This window comes from Streptomyces sp. NPDC088745 (assembly GCF_044751045.1).
GTDB lineage: Bacteria > Actinomycetota > Actinomycetes > Streptomycetales > Streptomycetaceae > Streptomyces > Streptomyces cremeus.
This window is the reverse complement of sequence record NZ_JBIVLB010000001.1, coordinates 558,415-578,347: the sequence shown is the minus strand read 5'-3', so window position 1 is coordinate 578,347 and position 19,933 is coordinate 558,415. Positions and strand designations below refer to the sequence as shown.

19 protein-coding genes and 1 pseudogene are annotated in these 19,933 nt (G+C 74.0%); 11 read left to right on the top strand and 9 right to left on the bottom strand.

The annotated features are described in order from the left end of the window. Positions 1-36 precede the first annotated feature (36 nt). From ACIP93_RS02640 to ACIP93_RS02600, 9 genes and pseudogenes are all read left to right on the top strand, one after another. A complete protein-coding gene (locus ACIP93_RS02640; protein WP_345221273.1) occupies positions 37-450 on the top strand; it encodes a DUF3151 domain-containing protein in 414 nt (137 codons plus the stop codon). A gap of 227 nt (positions 451-677) precedes the next feature. Beyond that, complete coding sequence (locus ACIP93_RS02635; RefSeq protein ID WP_401754867.1) at positions 678-1,511, top strand: DUF3152 domain-containing protein; 834 nt, start codon at positions 678-680, stop codon at positions 1,509-1,511. 110 nt (positions 1,512-1,621) lie between these two features. Continuing rightward, the gene (locus tag ACIP93_RS02630; protein WP_345221278.1) at positions 1,622-2,479 is read left to right on the top strand and encodes a tryptophan 2,3-dioxygenase family protein; all 858 of its coding nucleotides are present in this window, start codon (positions 1,622-1,624) and stop codon (positions 2,477-2,479) included. 49 nt (positions 2,480-2,528) lie between these two features. After that, positions 2,529-3,710, top strand: a complete 1,182-nt coding sequence (gene kynU, locus ACIP93_RS02625) for a kynureninase (protein ID WP_401754864.1) — start codon at positions 2,529-2,531, stop codon at positions 3,708-3,710. Positions 3,711-3,850: 140 nt separating this feature from the next. Then, positions 3,851-4,756: an alpha/beta hydrolase gene (locus ACIP93_RS02620; protein ID WP_401754861.1), complete on the top strand. Its 906-nt coding sequence runs from the start codon at positions 3,851-3,853 to the stop codon at positions 4,754-4,756. 50 nt (positions 4,757-4,806) lie between these two features. Beyond that, the gene (locus ACIP93_RS02615) at positions 4,807-5,685 is read left to right on the top strand and encodes an SDR family oxidoreductase (RefSeq protein WP_401754858.1); all 879 of its coding nucleotides are present in this window, start codon (positions 4,807-4,809) and stop codon (positions 5,683-5,685) included. 221 nt (positions 5,686-5,906) lie between these two features. After that, positions 5,907-7,193: pseudogene (locus ACIP93_RS02610) on the top strand (sensor histidine kinase); the annotation flags it as partial. 269 nt (positions 7,194-7,462) lie between these two features. Then, positions 7,463-8,167 (top strand): response regulator, encoded by a 705-nt coding sequence (locus tag ACIP93_RS02605; RefSeq protein WP_380836726.1) that lies wholly within the window; start codon positions 7,463-7,465, stop codon positions 8,165-8,167. Positions 8,168-8,296: 129 nt separating this feature from the next. Then, a complete protein-coding gene (locus ACIP93_RS02600) occupies positions 8,297-8,797 on the top strand; it encodes a tetratricopeptide repeat protein (RefSeq protein WP_345221287.1) in 501 nt (166 codons plus the stop codon). Positions 8,798-8,875: 78 nt separating this feature from the next. Here ACIP93_RS02600 and ACIP93_RS02595 read toward each other — a convergent pair whose 3' ends face one another. The 7 genes from ACIP93_RS02595 to mshD form a co-directional block, all read right to left on the bottom strand. Then, positions 8,876-9,802 (bottom strand): ABC transporter permease, encoded by a 927-nt coding sequence (locus ACIP93_RS02595; RefSeq protein WP_401754854.1) that lies wholly within the window; start codon positions 9,800-9,802, stop codon positions 8,876-8,878. After that, on the bottom strand, positions 9,799-10,086 hold the full coding sequence (locus ACIP93_RS02590) for a hypothetical protein (RefSeq protein ID WP_401754851.1): 288 nt from the start codon (positions 10,084-10,086) through the stop codon (positions 9,799-9,801). The genes ACIP93_RS02595 and ACIP93_RS02590 overlap by 4 nt, the downstream gene beginning before the upstream one ends. Further along, on the bottom strand, positions 10,083-10,727 hold the full coding sequence (locus tag ACIP93_RS02585) for a hypothetical protein (protein ID WP_401754848.1): 645 nt from the start codon (positions 10,725-10,727) through the stop codon (positions 10,083-10,085). Before ACIP93_RS02585 ends, ACIP93_RS02590 begins: the two co-directional genes overlap by 4 nt. Next, positions 10,724-11,677 carry an ABC transporter permease gene (locus ACIP93_RS02580; protein WP_401754845.1) on the bottom strand — a complete coding sequence of 318 codons (954 nt, stop codon included), beginning with the start codon at positions 11,675-11,677 and terminating at the stop codon, positions 10,724-10,726. The genes ACIP93_RS02585 and ACIP93_RS02580 overlap by 4 nt, the downstream gene beginning before the upstream one ends. After that, on the bottom strand, positions 11,674-12,597 hold the full coding sequence (locus ACIP93_RS02575) for an ABC transporter ATP-binding protein (RefSeq protein ID WP_401754843.1): 924 nt from the start codon (positions 12,595-12,597) through the stop codon (positions 11,674-11,676). Before ACIP93_RS02575 ends, ACIP93_RS02580 begins: the two co-directional genes overlap by 4 nt. After that, positions 12,594-12,983: a GntR family transcriptional regulator gene (locus ACIP93_RS02570; RefSeq protein ID WP_345221303.1), complete on the bottom strand. Its 390-nt coding sequence runs from the start codon at positions 12,981-12,983 to the stop codon at positions 12,594-12,596. Before ACIP93_RS02570 ends, ACIP93_RS02575 begins: the two co-directional genes overlap by 4 nt. A 113-nt stretch (positions 12,984-13,096) precedes the next feature. Further along, a complete protein-coding gene (mshD, locus tag ACIP93_RS02565) occupies positions 13,097-14,017 on the bottom strand; it encodes a mycothiol synthase (RefSeq protein WP_345221306.1) in 921 nt (306 codons plus the stop codon). Between the two features lie 177 nt (positions 14,018-14,194). On the opposite strand from mshD, the gene ACIP93_RS02560 reads away from it, so the two are divergent. Beyond that, complete coding sequence (locus ACIP93_RS02560; RefSeq protein ID WP_401754839.1) at positions 14,195-16,021, top strand: bifunctional metallophosphatase/5'-nucleotidase; 1,827 nt, start codon at positions 14,195-14,197, stop codon at positions 16,019-16,021. Between the two features lie 79 nt (positions 16,022-16,100). On the opposite strand, the gene abc-f is transcribed toward ACIP93_RS02560, so the two are convergent. Both abc-f and ACIP93_RS02550 read right to left on the bottom strand, forming a co-directional pair. After that, complete coding sequence (gene abc-f / locus ACIP93_RS02555; RefSeq protein WP_401754836.1) at positions 16,101-17,687, bottom strand: ribosomal protection-like ABC-F family protein; 1,587 nt, start codon at positions 17,685-17,687, stop codon at positions 16,101-16,103. Between the two features lie 77 nt (positions 17,688-17,764). Continuing rightward, positions 17,765-18,370, bottom strand: a complete 606-nt coding sequence (locus ACIP93_RS02550; RefSeq protein WP_401754834.1) for a hypothetical protein — start codon at positions 18,368-18,370, stop codon at positions 17,765-17,767. 330 nt (positions 18,371-18,700) lie between these two features. On the opposite strand from ACIP93_RS02550, the gene ACIP93_RS02545 reads away from it, so the two are divergent. Then, entirely contained in the window at positions 18,701-19,696 is a 996-nt protein-coding gene (locus ACIP93_RS02545; RefSeq protein WP_401754831.1) for a LysR family transcriptional regulator, read from the top strand. The last annotated feature ends 237 nt before the right edge of the window (positions 19,697-19,933 follow it).

Sequence of the window (19,933 nt, the reverse complement as noted above, 5' to 3'; positions counted from 1 at the left end):
TGCGGGTTGTCGCAGGGGGGAGGCAGACTAGGGGGCATGGCTATTCACCAGGACCTGCTCGGGGGACCGCCCCCGACCCACCTGCCCGACGACCCGGAGCCCCGCGAGCTCCTCGCGAACGGCACGGCGCCCGCCGACGTCGCCGCGAAGTACCCGGCCTCCTCGCTGGCCTGGGCGCAGCTCGCGGACGACGCGTTCGACAAGGGCTCCGTCGTCGAGTCGTACGCGTACGCCCGCACCGGCTACCACCGCGGCCTCGACTCGCTGCGCCGCGCCGGCTGGAAGGGACACGGCCCGGTGCCGTGGGAGCACGAGCCCAACCGCGGCTTCCTGCGCGCCCTGCACGCCCTGGCCCGCGCCTCGCAGGCCATCGGCGACCAGGAGGAGTACGAGCGCTGCTCGACCTTCCTGCGCGACTCCTCCGCGCTGGCCGCCGACACCCTGGGCTGACCGGCCCGCACACGTCCCGGGGCCGCGGCCGGGCCCCGGGACGGCATGTCCCTCGCGCCGTCGGCCCCGGCCCCGGGCCGACACACCGCCGCGCCGTCGGCCCCGGGCGGCCGATGAGACGCCTGTACGATCGCCCGGACCGCTAGGCAAGACCGTCGCCGGTGTCCGGGCCCCCGCGCCCCGCTCCCCCCACCTGCCGGAGACACCGACCAGGGGAGGGCTCCGACGTGGGCCGAGGCCGCTGCAGACACCCGTCGTCCGGGGGCCGGACACCCCGCCCCCGGCCGCCCGCCCGCACCCGTCTGACCCGCCGCGGCCGCCTCCTCGTCCTGCTCCTCTGCCTCGCCGCGGGCCTCGGCGGCACCGGACTCGCCATAGCCGCCTGGGACACCGGACCGGGCCCGACACCGCGAGCAGCCCCCGACCCCGCCGCCACCGGCGGTCCCGCCACCCCCGACAGCCCCGGTGAGGTCTCCAGCGACCCGCCGAGCCGCGCACGCGTCCCCGACTCGGGCAGCGGCACCTTCGCCCCCGCCCGCCTGAACGGCAGCCCCGTCGGCTCCGGCACCCTGCGCCGCTACCAGGTGCAGGTCGAGAGGGGCAGCGGCGTCGAGCCCGACGAGGCCGCCGCCGAGATCCAGCGCATCGTGGCCCACCCCCGGGGCTGGGCCCGCAACGGGCGCGGCCGCTTCCAACTGGTCACGGGCAAGGCCGACTTCGTCATCCGCATCGCCACCCCGAAGACCGCCGACCGGCTGTGCGCCGAGGCCGGCCTCGACACCGGCGGCGAGCTGAACTGCGAGACGGGGAAGGGCGTCGTGGTGAACCTCAAGCGCTGGCTGACCGGCTCGCCGCGGTTCGCCGGCGCCCCCGCCGCGTACCGGCACCTGATCATCAACCACGAACTGGGCCACGCCCTGGGCCTCGGCCACCTCGGCTGCCCGGGCCCCGGCCGTCCCGCACCCGTGATGATGCAGCAGATCAAGGGCCTCGACGGATGCGACTCCAACGCCCATCCGTACGGGACCAATGGGACGTACCTCGCAGGTCCCGCCCTCTGAGGCGCACCTCGCGCAGGCCCGGACTATGCTGCCCAGCAGGGGACCGGGGCCCGAGAATCCTTCGAGGAAGGGGCGGACCGCTACCTGGAAGCCGTGTCGAGGAGCATGCGATGACGCACACCCCCGAGGCGCCCGGAACCGAAGGTTCGGAGACCCCGAACCTCGATTTCGCAGGCACCACACCGTACGAGGACTACGTCCAGGCCGACGTACTCACCCACCTCCAGCACCCCCTCTCCGACGATCCCGGAGAGATGGTCTTCCTGGTCACCACCCAGGTCATGGAGCTGTGGTTCACGGTCATCGTCCACGAGTGGGAGACCGCGGCGGCAGCGCTGCGCGAGGAGAAGCTCCCCGTGGCACTGGACGCACTGAAGCGCTCCACCCGCGAGCTGGAGGCGCTGAACGCCTCCTGGAAGCCGCTCGCCAACCTCACGCCCACCCAGTTCAACTCCTACCGCAGCGCGCTCGGCGAGGGCTCCGGATTCCAGTCCGCGATGTACCGGCGGCTGGAGTTCCTGCTCGGCGACAAGTCCGCCTCCATGCTGGTCCCGCACCGGGGCGCGCCCCGGGTGCACGACGAGCTGGAGAAGGCGCTGCACCAGCCCAGCCTGTACGACGAGGTCCTGCGCCTCCTCGCGCGGCGCGGCCTGCCCGTCCCGCAGGAGGTCCTGGAGCGGGACCTGACGAAGAAGTACGAGCCCTCTCCCGAGATCGAGGCGGTCTGGGCGCAGGTGTACGCCGAGGAGCAGGTCGGCGCGAACCGCTCCGAACTGATCGTGCTCGGCGAGGCGTTGACCGAGGTCGGCGAGCTCGTGTGGCGCTGGCGCAACGACCACCTGGTGGCCACCCGCCGCGCGATGGGCTCCAAGGTCGGCACGGGCGGCTCCGCCGGGGTGGCGTGGCTGGAGAAGCGCGCCCGCAAGAACGTGTTCCCGGAGCTGTGGACGGCGCGCAGCCATGTCTGAGAACGCGCACGAGGACGTGCCTGAGAATGCTTCCGCGAGCGCACCGGCGATGTTTCACGTGAAACGTGCGGCCGAACTCGACGCCGCCGACGAACTCGCCAGGCACCGCAAGCTGTTCAGCCTCCCCGAAGGCCTCGTCTACCTGGACGGGAACTCCCTGGGCGCGCTGCCCGCGGCCGTCCCTGGACGCCTCCAGGACGTGGCGGGCCGCGAGTGGGGCGAGCTGCTCATCCGGTCCTGGGACGAGAGCGGCTGGTGGACCGCGCCCGAGCGGATCGGCGACCGCATCGCCCCGCTCGTGGGCGCCGCGGCCGGACAGATCGTCGTCGGCGACTCCACCAGCGTCAACGTCTTCAAGGCGCTGGTCGGCGCGATCCGGCTGGCCGGGGAGGAGCGCGACGAGGTTCTCGTCGACGCCACCACCTTCCCCACCGACGGCTACATCGCCCGGTCCGCCGCCCGGATGACCGGCCGCACCCTGCGCCCGGTGCGGCCGGAGGAGGTGCGCGACGCCCTCGGGCCCCGTACCGCCGCCGTGCTGCTCAACCACGTCGACTACCGCTCGGGCCGTCTCTACGACCTGCCCGGGCTCACCGCCGCGGTCCACGCGGCGGGCGCGCTGGCCGTCTGGGACCTGTGCCACAGCGCGGGCGCGCTGCCGGTCGGGCTCGACGAGCACGGGGTGGACCTGGCGGTCGGCTGCACGTACAAGTACCTGAACGGCGGGCCGGGTTCGCCCGCCTACCTGTACGTCGCCGCCCGCCACCAGGACCGGTTCGACTCGCCGCTGCCGGGCTGGACGGGGCACGCGGACCCGTTCGGGATGACGGCGGAGTACGCGCCGGGCGACGGCGCGCTGCGCGGCCGGGTCGGTACGCCCGACATCCTGTCGATGCTGGCGCTGGAGGCCTCGCTCGACGTCTGGGAGGGCGTCGACGTGGCATCCGTACGGGCGAAGTCCCTCGCCCTCACGGACTTCTTCGTGGAGTGCGTGACGGCGTACGCACCGCAAGGGCGTCTCGGCCTGGTCACGCCGCTCGCGCACGCCGAGCGCGGCAGCCAGATCGCGCTGCGCTGCGACGACGCGGGCACGGTCATGAAGGCGCTGATCGCGCGGGGCGTGGTCGGGGACTTCCGGCACCCGGACGTGCTGCGCTTCGGGTTCGCTCCGCTGTACGTCGGCTTCGCCGACGTGGAGCGGGCGGCCCGGGTGCTGGCCGAGGTGCTGTAGCGCCGTCGTAGCAGGTGGCCACGTCGGGGGGAACGGTCTCCGGCGTGGCCACACGCACACAAAACGCCTGGTAGCGTCCGCGCTTAATGATCCACAAGGGTGTAGGAACGACCCACCAGTGCCCGGAGGTTGAAGCCGTCATGCCGAGCATTCCCCTGCCGGACGAGCCGTCCGGGCTCCCCCTCGACGGGCCGTCCGGGCTCCCTCCCGACGAGCCGCCGGCGCTTCCCGCCGTCGCGCCGGACGCCACCGCTCCGTACGGCGGTCACCCCGACCAGATCATCGACTTCTACGCGCCGCGCGGCGAGCGGAGCGGGGCGGCCCCGCTGGTGGTCGTCCTGCACGGCGGGGCGTGGCGGGCTCCGTACGACCGGCAGCACGTCACGCCGTTCGCCGACTTCCTGGCCCGGCGCGGCTTCGCGGTCGCCAACGTCGAGTACCGGCGCGGCAGTTCGCTGCCGCACCAGGACGCGTCGGGTCCGCTCGCGGGCCGCTGGCCGGAGACCTTCGACGACGTCGCCGCCGCCCTGGACGCGCTGCCGCACCTGGCGAAGGAGGCGCTGCCCGAGGCGGACGTCCGCCGCACCGTCGTGACCGGGCACTCCGCCGGCGGTCAGCTCGCGCTGTGGGCGGCTTCCCGGCACGTGCTCCCCGAGGGGTCGCCGTGGCGGCTCGACGCGCCGCCGCCGCTGCGCGGGGTGGTCGCGCTCGCGCCGGTCGCGGACTTCGAGGAGGCGGTGCGGCGCGGGGTGTGCGGCGGCGCGGTCGTCCAGCTCCTGGGCGGGCAGGACGCGTACGAGGAGCGCAGGCCGTACGCGGACCCGGCGGCCCTGCTGCCCACCGGAATCGCGACGGCCGTGGTGCAGGGCCGCTTCGACACGACCGTTCCGCACGAGGTGGCGGAGGCGTACGCGGAGGCGGCGGCGAAGGCGGGGGAGGTGGTGGGGCTGACCCTGCTGGAGGACGTCGGGCACTTCCCGCTGATCGACCCGGCGGCGGACGCGTGCGCGGTGGTGGCGGAGGAGATCGCGCAACTCGCCTACTAGACGCGACTTGCGGACCGTATCTGTCCGCAAGCCCTCCTACGGTGTGAGACATGACGAACACACGGAACGACGCGCAGAAGGTCCTGGTCACCGGAGCCACCGGCTCGGTGGGCCGCCAGGTGGTCGCCGAACTCCTCGCCCGGGGCGCCCGGGTGCGCGCCCTCACCCGCAACCCGGCCAGGGCCGGCTTCCCGGCGGAGGTCGAGGTCGTACGCGGAGACCTCGCCGACCCGGCGACCCTGGCCCCCGCGCTGGACGGCGTCGAAGCGGTCCACCTGATCGTCTTCGGCGGCGAGGACTACGCGCCGCTGGCCACGGGCCCCGAGATCCTCGCGCGGGCCGCGAAGGCGGGGGTGCGGCGGGTGACGGTGCTGCACGGCGGCGGCCCCAGTCCGCTGGAGGACGCGGTGCGGGGCAACGAGCACGGTCTGGAGTGGACCGTGCTGATGCCGGTGGAGTTCATGTCGAACGCCCTGTTCTGGGCGGACGACATCAAGACGCACGGCCGGGTCGAGGAGCCGTTCACGGACCGGGTCAGCTCGATGGTGCACGAGGGCGACATCGGGGCGGTCGCGGCGGTGGCCCTGCTGTCCCGGGACGGCGGCCACCATGGGAAGGCGCACGTCATCACGGGGCCGGCCGCCCTGACGGTGCACGACAAGGTGCGCATCCTCGGTGCGGCGCGGGGCGCGGAGATCGGGCTCGTCGAGCTGACCGCGGAGCAGGCGGTGGAGCGGATGCGGGCGCAGCACATGCCGCAGGAGACCATCGACTTCATGCTGGAGGTGTACGGCAACACTCCCGTCGAGGGGCGCACGGTGGCCACCACGGTGCAGGACGTGACGGGGCGCCCGGCCAGGACCTTCGAGGAGTGGGCGGCGGCGCACGCGGACGCGTTCCGGGCGGAGCCCGGGCAGGCGGATGTGTAGGGGCATGGATCGGCAGACGGGCGGACGGGCGGGGTACGGGTTGCCGGACGCGTAGGGCTACGGCCCGGCGGGAGCGCAGGGGCACGTAGGGGTACGGCCGGCGGGGCGGGGCGTGTAGGAGTACGGGCCGACGGGGCGGGGCGCGTAGTACCTGAGGGGGACGTGAAAGGTAGGAGCACGGGTGGACGCCCTTTCGCGGACCCCGCCCTACCTTGGGAAACGTGAACCAGACGACCCGAAGTAGAAGCCCCGAATTCCGCCTCGCCGCGACGGCGCTGCGGGGTCTGCGCGAGGATCTGCTGCGCGACCCGCTCGCCTTCCGGCCGTTGCCGCCCCTGAACACGGCCACCCCGGGGTGGGCCCGCTTCCCCGGGTGGACACGGACGGGCGCGGCCTGGTCGGTGCACGCGCTGGTGCTGGCGCTGGCGGTCCTCGCCTTCGGGGTCGGCTTCACGAGCGTGTCCGGCGGGGAGGAGCAGCTCCTCGTCGGGTTCCTCTCGGCGCTGCCGGTCGCGCTGACGCTGATCCGTCCGGTGCTCGCCTGGTGGGCCTGCCTGGCGGCGATTCCGTTCGCCGGCGTCCTTCGGGCGTACGGGGCGGGGGTTCCGTACCCGCCGGGTTCGATCGTGGCGATGCTGGTGGTCACGACGGTCGTCGCCGCCAGGACCCGCCCCCGGGCGGCGGCCTGGATGTGGGGCATCAACGCGCTGTACAGCGCGCTGATCTCCTTGGAGTCGTCGAGCGGGGGCAACGGCCTCCCCGTCCTCTTCTTCCTCGGCATGTTCCTCCTGCTGGTCTCCTTCGTCCACAGCCGTCGGGCGCACCGGCGCGAGATCGTCGTGCAGAAGACCGTCACGGCCGTGGAGCGCGACCGGCGCACCCTGCTCGAAGAGCGCACCACCATCGCCCGTGAGCTGCACGACGTGGTCGCCCATCACATGTCGGTCGTCGCCATCCAGGCGGAGGCCGCCCCCTACCGGGTGCAGAACCCGCCGCCCGAGCTGGAGCAGGCCTTCGTCACGATCCGGGAGAACGCGGTGGCGGCCCTCACCGAACTGCGCCGGGTGCTGGGCGTCGTCCGGGCGGAGGACTACGAGGCCCCCGACGCGCCGCAGCCCCGACTGGCCGACCTGCCGAAGCTCTTGGCGAACGTCCGGGACATCGGCCTCTCGGTCGAGCAGGCCACGACCGGCGCGGTGCGGGTCCTGCCACAGGGCGTGGAGCTGTCGGCCTACCGGATCGTCCAGGAGGCGCTGAGCAACGTACTGCGGCACGCGCCGGGCGCGGAGGCCCGCGTCGAGGTGAGCTACGTCCTGGGCGGCCTGGGGCTGCGGGTGGCCAACGGGCCCGGGACGGCCGACGCCCCGCCCTCGCCCGGCGCCGGGCACGGGCTGACCGGGATGCGGGAGCGGGTGCAGATGCTGGGCGGCGAGATGACGGCGGAGCCGACACCGGAAGGGGGCTTCGAGGTGACGGTCTTCGTGCCGGTCGCGGCGGACGCCCCGGGGGCCGGGGGAGCGGGGGCCGGGACACCGGCCACGGTGGAGGACGCAGTGCCGGTGCCCGCGCCCACCCCTGACCCGGTGGCCGAGCCCGTATCCGCCGCCGCGCCGGTGCCCGTGCCGGTCCAAGGGCGGCCGGGAGGCGCGGGGCAGGACGCCGTGTCGTCGACGGTCACCGCGGCCACCGGGCCCGCCGCCCGGCCCGAAGGGCCCCCCGGGCCCTCCTCTCCGCCTCCGGCGGCCGCCGGTCCCTCCCTGCGGAAGGAGTCCGCCGCATGACGACCGCCCACGTCCCCCCGGCGACGCCCGCCGGCGCCATCCGGGTGCTGATCGTCGACGACCAGATGATGGTCCGGGAGGGCTTCTCCGTACTCCTCAACGCGATGCCCGGCATCGAGGTCGTCGGCGAGGCGGTCGACGGACGGCAGGCCGTGGCGCAGGCGGCGGCCCTGCGACCGGACGTCGTGCTGATGGACATCCGGATGCCGGAGCTGAACGGCATCGAGGCGACCCGCGAGATCGTGGCGGCGGGCGGGGACACCAAGGTGCTGGTCCTCACCACCTTCGACCTCGACGAGTACGTCTACCAGGCGCTGCGGGCGGGAGCCTCGGGATTCCTGCTGAAGGACGCCTCGGCCCGCCAACTGGCCGAGGGGGTCAGGGTGGTGGCGGGCGGGGAGGCACTGCTCGCGCCCGCCGTGACGAAGCGGCTGATCGCCGAGTTCGCCAAGCTGACCGAGACGGTGCCGGTGCGCCGGCCCGCCGAGGAAACGCAGCTAGGGGAGCTCACCGACCGCGAGACGGAGGTCCTGGTGCTGATCGCGCACGGGCTCTCCAACGGCGAGATAGCGTCCCGCCTGGTCGTCGCCGAGTCCACGATCAAGACGCATGTGAGCCGGGTGCTGGTGAAGCTGGGCCTGCGGGACCGGACCCAGGCGGCGGTGTTCGCGTACGAGGCGAGGCTGGTGCGGCCGGGGTAGGGGGCCGGTCCCCGGACGGGCGGAGCCCCGCCGGACGGGGCGTTCGCCCCGCCCCCGCCCCCGCCCCCGGCACGGGGCTTCTGGAGAAATACCTTCGCCGGCCCGTCCCTCCCCTGCGATCATCCCCCCATGACCACCCACCACGACCGTGACGCCCTCCTCGCCGAAGCCGTGGCCCTGCGCTCCGCCGACCGCACCGAAGAGGCCCGGGTCCGCCTCCTCGCCCTCGGGGAGCGCTTCCCCGACGACGCGGAGATCGCGTACCAGACCGCGTGGGCGCACGACCGGCTCGGTCTGGAGGCGGCGGCGGTCCCCTTCTACGAGAGCGCGCTCGCCGGGACGCTGACCCCCGAGGACCGCAGGGGCGCGCTGCTGGGCCTGGGCAGTACGTACCGGACGCTCGGCCGGTACGAGGACGCCGTCCGCACGCTGCGCACCGGGGCGCGGGAGTTCCCCGAGCACGGGGCGCTCCGCGCCTTCCTCGCGATGGCCCTGTTCAACACGGGCGAGGCCCACGACGGCATGCGGATCCTGCTGCGCCTGCTGACGGAGACCAGCACCGACGCGTCCGTGCGGAACTACCGGGAAGCCATCGAGTACTACGCCAAGGACCTCACGGCGGTGGAGTGACCACCCGCCCCCGGGGGTGCGGGCCGCACGCGCCCGCCCCGCACCCCGGCGAGCGCGGACCCCGGGCCCCGCGCCCCCTCACCCATGCACCCTCCGCAACACCCGGAACGCCAGCCACACCGCCCCCGCCGCCAGCACCAGCACGACCGCGGTCTCCATGAGCTGGAGGGGCCAGAAATGGGACTCGGGGTGCAGGTCGGAGAAGTGCGAGACCGCCCCGCGCGACGCCATGCAGCCGTTCGGGTCCGCGTAGGTTTCCAGCGGCTGTTCCCAGCAGTACCGCCAGGGCAGCCGCTTCCCGGACGCGGTGAGCAGCCCGGAGGAGACCTCCCACGGCGAGGGCAGGACCGCCGGCGGCGTCCCCGGTGACTCCGGCCGCGTCACCGTCACCACCGGCCACAGGTACTCCCGCACCCGCCCCACGGCCAGCATCAGCCCTCCCGTCGCCACCGCCGCGGCGCCCGCCGCGAGCAGCGTGCGCCGCACCAGCAGCCCGGTGAGTGCGCCGACGGCCACCCCGAGCAGGGCGTACGCGGTTCCGGCGGTGCCCGACGCCGCATAGGCGTGCGCCTGGTGCCAGGGGAAGAACCCGCCCTCGACGGCCCCCTGCCCCAGCCGGAACACCACCCCCAGCAGCACCGACCCCGCCGCTGCGGCCCCCGCCGCCACGCCGATCTTCGCGCCCAGCCACCGCGCGGGTGACATGCCCAGCGTCCAGGCCAGCCGGTAGGTTCCCGAGTCCAGTTCCCGTGCCACCAGCGGCCCCGCCACCAGCGCCCCGATCAGCAACGGCCCCAGCACGGCGGCGTGTCCGGCGTGCTCGGTGAGGGCCCGCATCGCCGTCCGGTGCGGCGAACCGTCGCCCACCCCCACCAGGCGCAGCCCCAGGACCGTCACCAGCCCCAGCCCGAACAGCGCCGCCGCCGGCCGCAGCACCGGCCGGCTCTGCCGCAGCACGAGCCGGTCGGGCCCGGACACGCGGCTGGTGCCCGGCGTCCCGCTCACGCCCGCCCCCCATGACGTACCCGGAGCAGTGCGAAGGACGCCACGGCCACGACGGCGGTGTCGTCGCCCCCCGACGCCCCCGTCACCTCCAGCCACACCCCCGACCCCGCCCACGCCCCGGCGACCAGCACCAGCAGCGCGAGAGTGATCCGCAGGGCCCAGATGTGCTGCCGCAGGGCCGCCCGCACCGCCCCGCCCAGCGGGCTCGGCACGTGCGCCTCGCCCTGCGGAGCACGCGTGCGCTCCGGGCTCACCGGGCTCACCGTGCTCGACGTACCGGTCATGACACGTCCCCCCTGGACAGTCGGCGAAGAAGCAGGAACGCGGCCCCGGCCGCCACCGCCGTCGCCGCCACCAGCGGCACGGCGAGCGTGAGCTGTCCGGCGAACGTGTCGTGCGGCTGGGCGCGCCCCGCCAGCAGCAGAACGCCGAGCGTCGCCCCGGCGAGGGCCATCGCCCCCGTCGTCCGCCGCACCAGCAGCCCGCACAGCACCCCGAAGGCCACCGCGAACAGCGCGTACGCCACCGGCGCCGGCCCGAGCGCCACCGCCGAGTCGTGCACCCATCCCAGCCCCGCCGTCAGCGCGACCAGCACCCCCGCCGGCACCGCGGCCTTCGCCGCCAGCCAGCGGGCCGGGGTGACGCCCTGCGTCCAGGCCAGCTTGTACGTCCCCGACGCCAGTTCCCCGGCCACCATCGGCCCCGCCACCTGCATCCCGCCGAACAGCGGGAGCCCCAGTGCCAGAGCCTGCCCGACGGTCGGCCCCCAGCCGCCGTCCGCCGCCCACAGCCGCCCGCCGGCGACCAGGGCCGCCGCGAGTGCCGCCAGTGCGAGCGCGGTCCGCAGCGCCGCCCGGTGCTGGTGCAGCACGTGCCGGTACGGCACACCGCCCCCCGGCGCGGCCCCCGCGCCCACGGCACTCACGACGCCCCCGCGTGCCGGCCCCGCAGCACCCGGAACGCGACCGCGACGGCGAGTCCCGCCAGTACCAGCACCAGACCCGACTCCACGAGCTGGAGCGGCCACAGATGGGTCTCGGGGTGGACGTCCGCGAAGTACCGGACGCCGCCCAGGTCGGCCATGCACCGCTCGGGAGTCTTGCCGACGCCCTCGGTCCCCAGGCACGTGTCACTGAGGACGCGCGTCCCGGAAGCGGTCAGCATGCCGTCGGCGAGGTCCCACACCCCGGGGGTGTGCAGCGACTCGATCGGCGTCCTCGACACCAGCGTGTCGACCGGCCACAGCAGCTCCCGCAGCAGCCCGGAGAAGGTCCAGGAGACCGTGAGCACCGTGATCCCGGCGACCACCATCGCGGGCACCGTCCTGCGCACCAGCAGCCCGACCAGCGTGCCGACGCCGATGCCCAGTGCGCACATCGCGACCTGTACCGGCCCGAGCATCTCGTACGAGGTGTCGTACCAGGCCAGCGAGAACCGGGAATCCTGGCTCAGCGAGCCCCGGGCCAGCCGGAAGAGCACCACCAGCACGGCCGTCCCGGACAGCGTCACCGCCGACACCAGCGCCAGCTTCGTCGCCAGCCAGCGGACCGGCGAGACGGACTGCGTCCACAGCCATGTGTACGTCCCCGACTCCAGCTCCCGCGCGACCAGCGGGCCCGCGACGAACGCCCCCACCAGCGCGGGCAGCAGCGTCGCCGCCCCGGCGACGCGTTGCAGCAGCATGGTCATGCCGGTGTCGGCGGACCGGGCGAAGCCGGTCTTCGGGCCGGTGCCCGCCGCGACCGCCAGGAAGACCGCCACGGCGAGGAGGGAGAACACGACCACCGCCCCGAACACCCGTCCCGTCAGGCGGTGCTGGCGCGCCGCGACCCAGCGCGGGCCGCGCAGCGGCGGCAGCAGCGTCAGCGTGCTCATGCGCGGACCTCCGTCACGGACCGTCCCGCCGCCCCGCAGCGCGGGTCCGCGCTCGGCGTCAGCAGTGGCGGAGCCTGCGGCGAGCGCATGTGGGCCAGCAGCAGCTCCTCCAGCGTCGGCTCGTCGACCTCCCAGTCGCCGCCCACCGGCTTGGCGTCGCGCCGGATCAGAGCCGTCATGTGACGGCCCGTCACTTTGGACTCGACGACCGTCGTGTCCGCGTCGAGCTCGGCGGCCGGACCCGACAACAGCGCGTGCGCGGCGAGGAGTTCCTCGGACTCCCCGCCGAGCCGGATCCGCCCGCCCTCCATCAGCAGCAGGTAGTCGCAGGCGCCTTCCAGCTCGGCCAGGATGTGGGAGGAGATGACCACGCTGGTGCCGCTCTCGCCGGCCTCGGCCAGCAGGTTGCCCATCAACTGGTGGCGGGCGAGCGGGTCCAGGTCGGCCATCGGCTCGTCCAGCAGCAGCAGGTCGGGCTGCTTGCCCAGGCACAGGGCGAGCGCGACGCGGGTGCGCTGGCCGCCGGACAGCTCGCGGACCTTGAGCCCGAGGTCCAGGCCGCCGTCCGCGACGATGCGGGCCGCGCGCCCGGCGTCCCAGCGCCCCGGGTTCAGCTCCTGCCCCATGCGCAGCGTCTCCGCGACGGTGAACTGCGGATACAGCGGCTTCTCCTGCGCGAGGAACGCGATCTGCTCACGCGCCGTTCCCGGCGTCCTACCCATCACCCGCAGCTCGCCCCGCGTGGGCCGCACCAGCCCCGCGAGCTGCCCCAACAGGGTGGACTTGCCCGCTCCGTTGGGCCCCACGAGCGCGCATATCCGCCCCTGCGGCAGCCGGAAGGAGCAGTCCTGGACCGCCCACTTCCCCGACCGCCCGTACCTCTTGCCGAGGCCGACGGCCTCGATCGCGGCGATGGTCATCCCTGCTCCCCTTCGAAGATCTGATCCAGTACGGAGGTGAAGAGCGCGGCCAGGTCGTCCTTGTCCATCCCCGACGACCTGGCCCGCTCCGCCCACGTCCGCAGTTCCTCGCGCAGTGGCGAACCGGCGGGCTGCGCGGCCCCCAGGGACCGGGTCACGAAGGTCCCCATCCCGCGCCTGGCCTCCACCAGGCCCTCCCGCTCCAGCTCGCGGTACGCCTTGAGCACGGTGTTCGGGTTGATGGCGGTGGCCTCCACCACCGCGCGCGCGGTGGGGAGCTGGTCGCCCGGCTGCAACAGGCCGAGCCGCAGGGCGTGCTTGGTCTGCTGCACGATCTGGAGGTAGGTCGCGACACCGCTGCGCCGGTCGATGCGGTACTCGACCATCGCGCTTCACCTCCCTTTCACTAATCAAGTAGTGAAAGGGTGATGCAGAAAAGGGCCGGCGTCAAGCTGGGACACCGGCCCCGGGGGCGGTCCTGCGGTACCGCGACGAGGTCCTACGACTCGGTCCGGTACATCAAGTCCGTCTCGTACGTCGTGAAACCGAGCCGCTCGTAGACGGTGACCGCCGCGACGTTGTCCGCGTCCACGTACAGGGAGGCCGTCGGCAGCCCCCGGGCCGCGAGGTGCCGCAGCCCGGTGGCGGTCAGCGCCCTGCCCAGCCCGCCGCCCTGCGCGCCGGGCGCGACCCCGACCACGTACACCTCACCGAGCTGCTCCTCGCGGTGCACCTTGGTCCAGTGGAACCCGACCAGCTCCCCGTCCTTCTCGGCGAGGAAGAACCCCTCCGGGTCGAACCACTCCTCCGCCATCCGGTCGTCCAGGTCCCGCTGGGTGAGCGAGCCCTGCTCGGGGTGGTGCGCGAAGGCGGCGGCGTTCACGGCCAGCCAGGCCGCGTCGTCCTGACCGGGCACGAAGGTCCGTACCACCACGCCCTCCGGGAAGACGGGCTCCGGGATGTCGAGCGGGCTCAACGGCCGCCGCAACTGCCGCAGCTCCCGGAACATCGCCATCCCCAGCACCTGCGCCAGGTGCCGGGCCGCCGGCTTCCCGCCGTGGGCCCACACCCGCAGCCGCCGCCCGGACGCGTCCAGGAGCGCGTCGCCGAGGGCCCGGCCGTACCCCTTGCCGCGCTGGTCGGCCCGTACGACGAGTTCGGCGGCCGGCGCCTCGACGGGGTCGGCGGCCTCCAACTGGGCGTATCCGACGAGCAGTCCGCCGTCGTCGATCAGGAAGTGGGTGACCCCCTCCCGTCGCCCGCCGCGCAGTCGCAGGCGCCCCTGCTCGGAGACGGCCTGCACGCCGTCGCTGCGGGCGGCGTCGGACAGCAGCTCGAGCACCTGGGCGGCCTGTGCCCCGTCGAGCGCGTCAAGGATCCGGAGTCGGCCGGGGCCGGGAAGAGTCGCGTCGCTGGTCATGGGGTCGAGGGTACGGGGAGGGCCCGGCTGGCGGGGCCGGACGCCATGGGCCGCGTCTCTGACGCACCGCCAACGGAAACCACCTCGTAACCCGCTACCCCCTGTTGCGCTACGCGCGTTGACTTTAGGCTCACGAGCGCACCCCGCACCCTTCACGCTGAACTCACAAGGGGACAGATGTCAGCGAACCCTCGCCCGAACCGCGCCGCCCGGCGGTTCCTCCTCGCCGCCGCCGGTCTCACCACCGCGGGCGCGCTCGTCGCCGCGATGCCCGCGGCCGCGAACGGCAACGGCGGCGGAAACGGCCACGGCCACCCGAAGCCGGCGCGCACGGTCGACGTGCAGCTCCTCTCCTTCAACGACCTGCACGGCAACCTGGAGCCCCCGACCGGTACCTCCGGCAAGGTCGGCGCGATCGACGCCGGCGGTGTCGAGCACCTGGCGACCAGCCTGCGCAAGGCCCGCCAGGGCAAGGAGTACTCGGTCACGGCCGCCGCGGGCGACATGATCGGCGGCAGCCCCATGCTGTCGGGGCTCTTCCACGACGAGCCCACCGTCGAGGCCCTGAACAAGATGAAGCTCGACGTGACGTCCGTCGGCAACCACGAGTTCGACGAGGGTTCCGCCGAACTGCTGCGCATCCAGAACGGCGGCTGCCACCCCACCGAAGGCTGTTACGAGAAGGACCGGAAGGGCAAGCCGAAGAAGTTCAAGGGCGCCGACTTCCCGTACCTCTCCGCGAACGTCACCAAGGAGAAGACCGGCAGGACCCTGCTGAAGCCGTACACCGTCTGGAAGAAGAACGGTGTCAAGATCGGCTTCATCGGCGTCACCCTGGAGAACACCCCGGGCATCGTCACGGCCGCCGGCGTCAAGGGCCTGAAGTTCCACGACGAGATCGAGACGGTCAACAAGTACGCCAAGGAACTCGACCGGCAGGGCGTGAAGTCCATCGTCGCGCTCATCCACGAGGGCGGCGCCCCCGCCTCCACCGCGTACGACTACGACTGCGACAGCCCCGGCCCCGGCGACGGCGTCTCGGGACCGATCACCGACATCGCCAAGGGCATCAGCCCCAAGGTCGACGCGCTGGTCACCGGCCACACCCACCAGAGCTACGTCTGCACCATCCCCGACCCGGCGGGCAACCCCCGCCTGGTGACCTCGGCCGCCTCCTTCGGCAAGGTCTACACGGAGACCACGCTCACCTACGACCGCCGCACCAAGGACATCGTCCGTACGACGGCCAAGGCCCCCAGCTCGCGCAACCACATCGTCACCCGTGACCAGTCCGAGCGCGAGGAGCTGGGCGCGGACATGCGGGACCTGATCCAGCGCTGGAACGTCCTCGCCGCCCCGATCGCCAACCGCCCGCAGGGCTACATCTCCGCCGACATCGAGGGCCGCGGCTCCACGGCCATGGAGAAGCCGCTGGGCAACCTCATCGCCGACGCCCAGCAGCAGGGCCTGGCCGCCGCCGACAAGGGCGGCGCGCAGCTCGCCCTGATGAACCCCGGCGGCATCCGCTCCGACCTCGTCCACAAGCAGTCGGGCTCCGAGGGCAACGGCGTGGTGACGTACGGCGAGGCCTTCACCGTGCAGCCCTTCACCAACCTGATGAACGTCGTGGACCTGACCGGCGCGGACCTCATCGCCGCCCTGAAGCAGCAGGTCAGCGGCAAGAACGAGGCCTCGCCGAAGATCCTCCAGGTCTCCCGGGGCCTCACCTACACCCTGGACCTCACCAAGACGGGCGCCGACCGCGTCGACGCCGCCACCGTCAAGCTCAACGGTGAGGTGATCGACCCGGCCAAGACCTACCGGGTCGCGATGAACGAGTTCCTCGCGGGCGGCGGCGACAACTTCCCCGCCCTCGCCCTCGGCAAGAACAAGCTGAACGCGGCCTCCGACCTGGACGTCTTCAACGCCTACCTGGCCGCGAACTCCAGCGTCGCCAAGCCGCTCGCACCGCCGGCCACGGACCGGATCACGATCGTGAAGTAGTCCGCGCTCGCGCTGTCGTGCGAAGGGGCGGCACCCGGTGAACTCCGGGTGCCGCCCCTTCCGCGTGCCCGCCCCCGGTTCACCGGACCGGCTCCAGCTCCAGCCGCCGGCCGCCCGCGAAGCTCTCCCGCAGCCGCCGGTCGTGGGTGGCGACGACCAGCGTGCCGGGGAAGGCGGCGAGCGCGGCCTCCAGCTCCTCCACGAGGGCGGGGGAGAGGTGGTTGGTCGGCTCGTCGAGGAGGAGCAGGTCGAAGGGTTCCGCCAGCAGGTCGGCCAGCTCCAGCTTGCGCCGCTGCCCGGTGGAGAGCGCGGCCACGGAAGTGGCCAGGTCCGCTTCCCCGAACAGCCCGTGCCGTACGAGGAGCCGGGCCCGCTCCTCCCCGTACGCGGCCAGTACGGACCGCTGGTCGCGGGTGACGGCGTACGGGGTGTTCTGCCGCAGCATCCCGATCCGCCCCGGACGCGAGACCGTGCCGGAGTCGGGCTCGACGGCTCCCGCCAGCAGCTCCAACAGGGTGGACTTCCCGGCCCCGTTGGGCCCGGTCACGAGCAGCCGCTCGCCGGGCTCCAGCGTGAGCGCGTCGAGAGCGAGCCGTCCGCTCACCCGCACGCCGCTCAACTCCACTGCCGCGGACGGGCGTTCACCCGCGATCCGCCCCGTGAGGACGAGCGGCGCCGGGGGCGGCGGAACGGGACGTTCGGTGAGCCGCTGGACCCGCTCCCGCGCGTTGCGGATCCGCCCCGTCGCGCCGTGCGCCCGCGACCGGGCGCGGAAGGCCCCGGCGCCGCTGAAGCCGCGCGGCTGCTTGCGGGGGATGGCGTGCAGGCGGGCGGTGTTGCTCTCCGCCAGGGCGGACTGCCGGGCCAGCTCTTCCTTCCACTCCTCGTGCCGGCGGGCCCAGCGCGCCCGGGCCGCCGCCTTGGCGGTGAGGTACCCGGCGTATCCGTTGCCGTACCGGTGGACCGTCCGCAGGTCCGCGTCCACCTCCAGAACGGTGCCGGTGACCCGCTCCAGGAAGGCGCGGTCGTGCGTCACGGCGACGACGGTCCCGCGGTGCGCCCGCAGCCTTCCCTCCAGCCAGGCCACGGCCGCGTCGTCGAGGTCGTTGGTCGGCTCGTCGAGCAGGAGCAGTTCGGGCGAGGAGGCGAGGACGGCCGCGAGGGCCAGCCGGGAGCGCTGCCCGCCGGACAGGGTGCCCAGCGCGCGCCCCCGGTCCAGGGCCTCGCGCTCCCCGAGGTGGTGGAGCGCGGTGTCGACGTGCCGGTCGGCGTCGTACCCGCCGCGCGCCTCGAACTCGGCGAGGAGGGCGGCGTACACCGCCATGTCCTGAGTGGTCCGCAGGGCCCGTTCCAGCTCCCGTACGTCACGCAGCGCGAGGTCGACCGCGTCGCCGACGCGGGCGGTGCCGGGCAGGTCCAGGGTCTGCGCGAGGTGCCCGACGCCGCCGGGGGCGGTGACGGTGAGGCTGCCGTTGTCGGGCAGCTCGCGCCCGGCGATCAGCCGCAGGAGGGTCGACTTCCCGGCCCCGTTGTCACCGACGACACCGACCTTCTCGCCGGGCCGGACGGTGAAGGAGACGCGGTCCAGGACGAGCCGGCCGTCGTACTGCTTGGTGAGGTCGAGGGCGGCGAGCTGGGAGGTGGGGGTGGCGGTCGCTGGGAACAAGTGGGGTGCCTTCCGCAGGGGTCAGGACGGGCCCTACGAGACGATACGCTCCGTCTCACTAGGCCCTGGGGCGCACGCTACCGCCCCGGGCCGCCCTCCGCAAGACGCTGCGTCTCGTTTGACCGGCCCGCACCGCCCGCAGGGCGCACCCCCGCGACCCGCCCCTTCGCGACGTTGCGGACCTTCCGGGTGCGGCCGGACGCGGCGAGGAGGGCGAGTACCGCCGTGGACGTGGACTGCCCGGCGAACAGCCGCTGCATCCAGTCGGTGGCCTCCGCCAGCTCGCCCGCCGTCGGCACCCGGCCCTCCCGGACCGAGTGCCAGAGCGCCCAGTCGTCGATCCGCCGCCGGACGAACGCGCGGTGCCCCTCCCCCCTGAACCGCCCGGCCGCCACCCGCAGCTCCTCCGCCCGCGCCCGGAACTCACCGAGCCCGCCCGCCCTCCGCGCGACCCCGTCCACGAGGGCGACCACCGCCGTCTTCGCGCCCAACTCGTGCGGATCGCGCAGCAGCACGTCCACGACCGCACGCTCCCGCTCCCGGCTCCCCGAGGCGACGGCCGCCGCGACGACGCGCCGGTACGCGGCCGTCCTGACGTGCTCGTCGGCCACGGCGGCAGCGACATCCACGTCACCGATGCCCGCCCCCGCCAACAGCTCGGCCACATCCGCCCCCAGGCTCACCGCTTCCTCCTCCACCTCATGGGCATCCACCCGGCCCGGCCGCGCCCTGTCGCATCCCCGAACGGAGCGGACGCCTGGCGCCCACCACTCCGCTCGCCGCCGCCATCAGCCTCCCCCCGACGCTCCGGACGCACGGCAGCGGCCACCAGCGTCTGCCCGCTGACCGTCAGCAGCAGAGGGCGCGGGGCCGAGGGGGAGACAGGACGTGAACGTACGTGATGAGGCATGGCCCCTACGCTCGTTCGCCACGACCTCCGGCGTCCAACACCTGCCTGACCGGCATTGACGCAGATCGGTTGTGACTGCTGCCCACGGCGGTAGGTTTCCCGCATGCCCCGCGACTTCGACCCCCGTCTTCTGCGTGCCTTCGTCGCCACCGCCGAGGAACTGCACTTCACGCGCGCCGCCGGCCGGCTGTACGTGGCCCAGCAGGCGCTGAGCCGGGACATCCAACGCCTCGAACGCGACGTGGGCGCCCGCCTGTTCGTCCGGAGCACCCGGCAGGTCCGCCTCACACCCGAAGGCGCACGGCTCCTGCCGTACGCCCGCGACGTGCTCGCCGCGCACGAGGTCTTCGCCGCGGCGGTCTCCGGCCGCGGGCAGCGGCCCCTCCTGGTCGACGTCGGGGACCTGGTGACCACCGGCCACCAGGTGCTGGAGGAGACCCGGCGCTCCCATCCGGAACTGGAGCTCGTCGCCCGCTTCCACACCGGCCTCACCGGAGCCGCCCAGGAGATCCTGGACGGCTCCCTCGACGCCTCCTTCGGCCGGTTCGCCGGACTCGACCCAGCCGTCACCGCGCGCCTGTCCCACCGTCCGGTCCGCTTCGAACGGCTGGCGGTGCTCCTGCCGGAGGACCACCCGCTGAGCGCGAACGACCGGGTCCCGCTGAAGGCCCTGGCAGGCCGGACCCTGTACGCCGCCGCGGGCAATCCGTCCGCCGCCGAGTGGACGGACCTCGCCCTGCGCCTGTTCGCCGGGCACGGCGTCCGCCTGGCCGAGCCGTTCCCGGAGATCGAGGGCCCGGAGGAGTTCATGCGCGTCGTACGCAAACGGGGCTGGTGGGTGCTGGCGAGCACGGAGTTCATCGACGTACCCGGCATGGCCCTGCGCCTGCTGAGCGACCCCGTACCGCTCTCGCCCCTCTCCCTGGTCTGGCGCACCGGCCTCGACCATCCGGCGCTCGACGCCCTCACCGCCACCGCCCGGCGCCTGGCACACGAGCGCCACTGGCTCGACCTGCCGCCGGCCGCGTGGCTGCCACCGGCGGACCGGGCGGCGATGCGGGAGGACGCGGAGCCCCGGGCCGCCGCGCGTACGCGCTGAGCACGCCCTGCCCGCCGGACATCACGGACTGCGCGGTGCGAGGGGCGGCGGCAGGAGCCGCGGCTCGCGCTGTCGGAGAGCGAGTGCTACGCGTCGGCCGAGACGGCGGGGGAGTGGTTCCGGCGGGGGCGAGTGAAACCCAACTCGTGTACGCCCTCGCCCTGTTGCTGCCGAACCCGGCCACCCACCCGTTCGGTTTCGCGCAGTCCCGGTTGCTCGCCAAGCTGCCCCCGGACC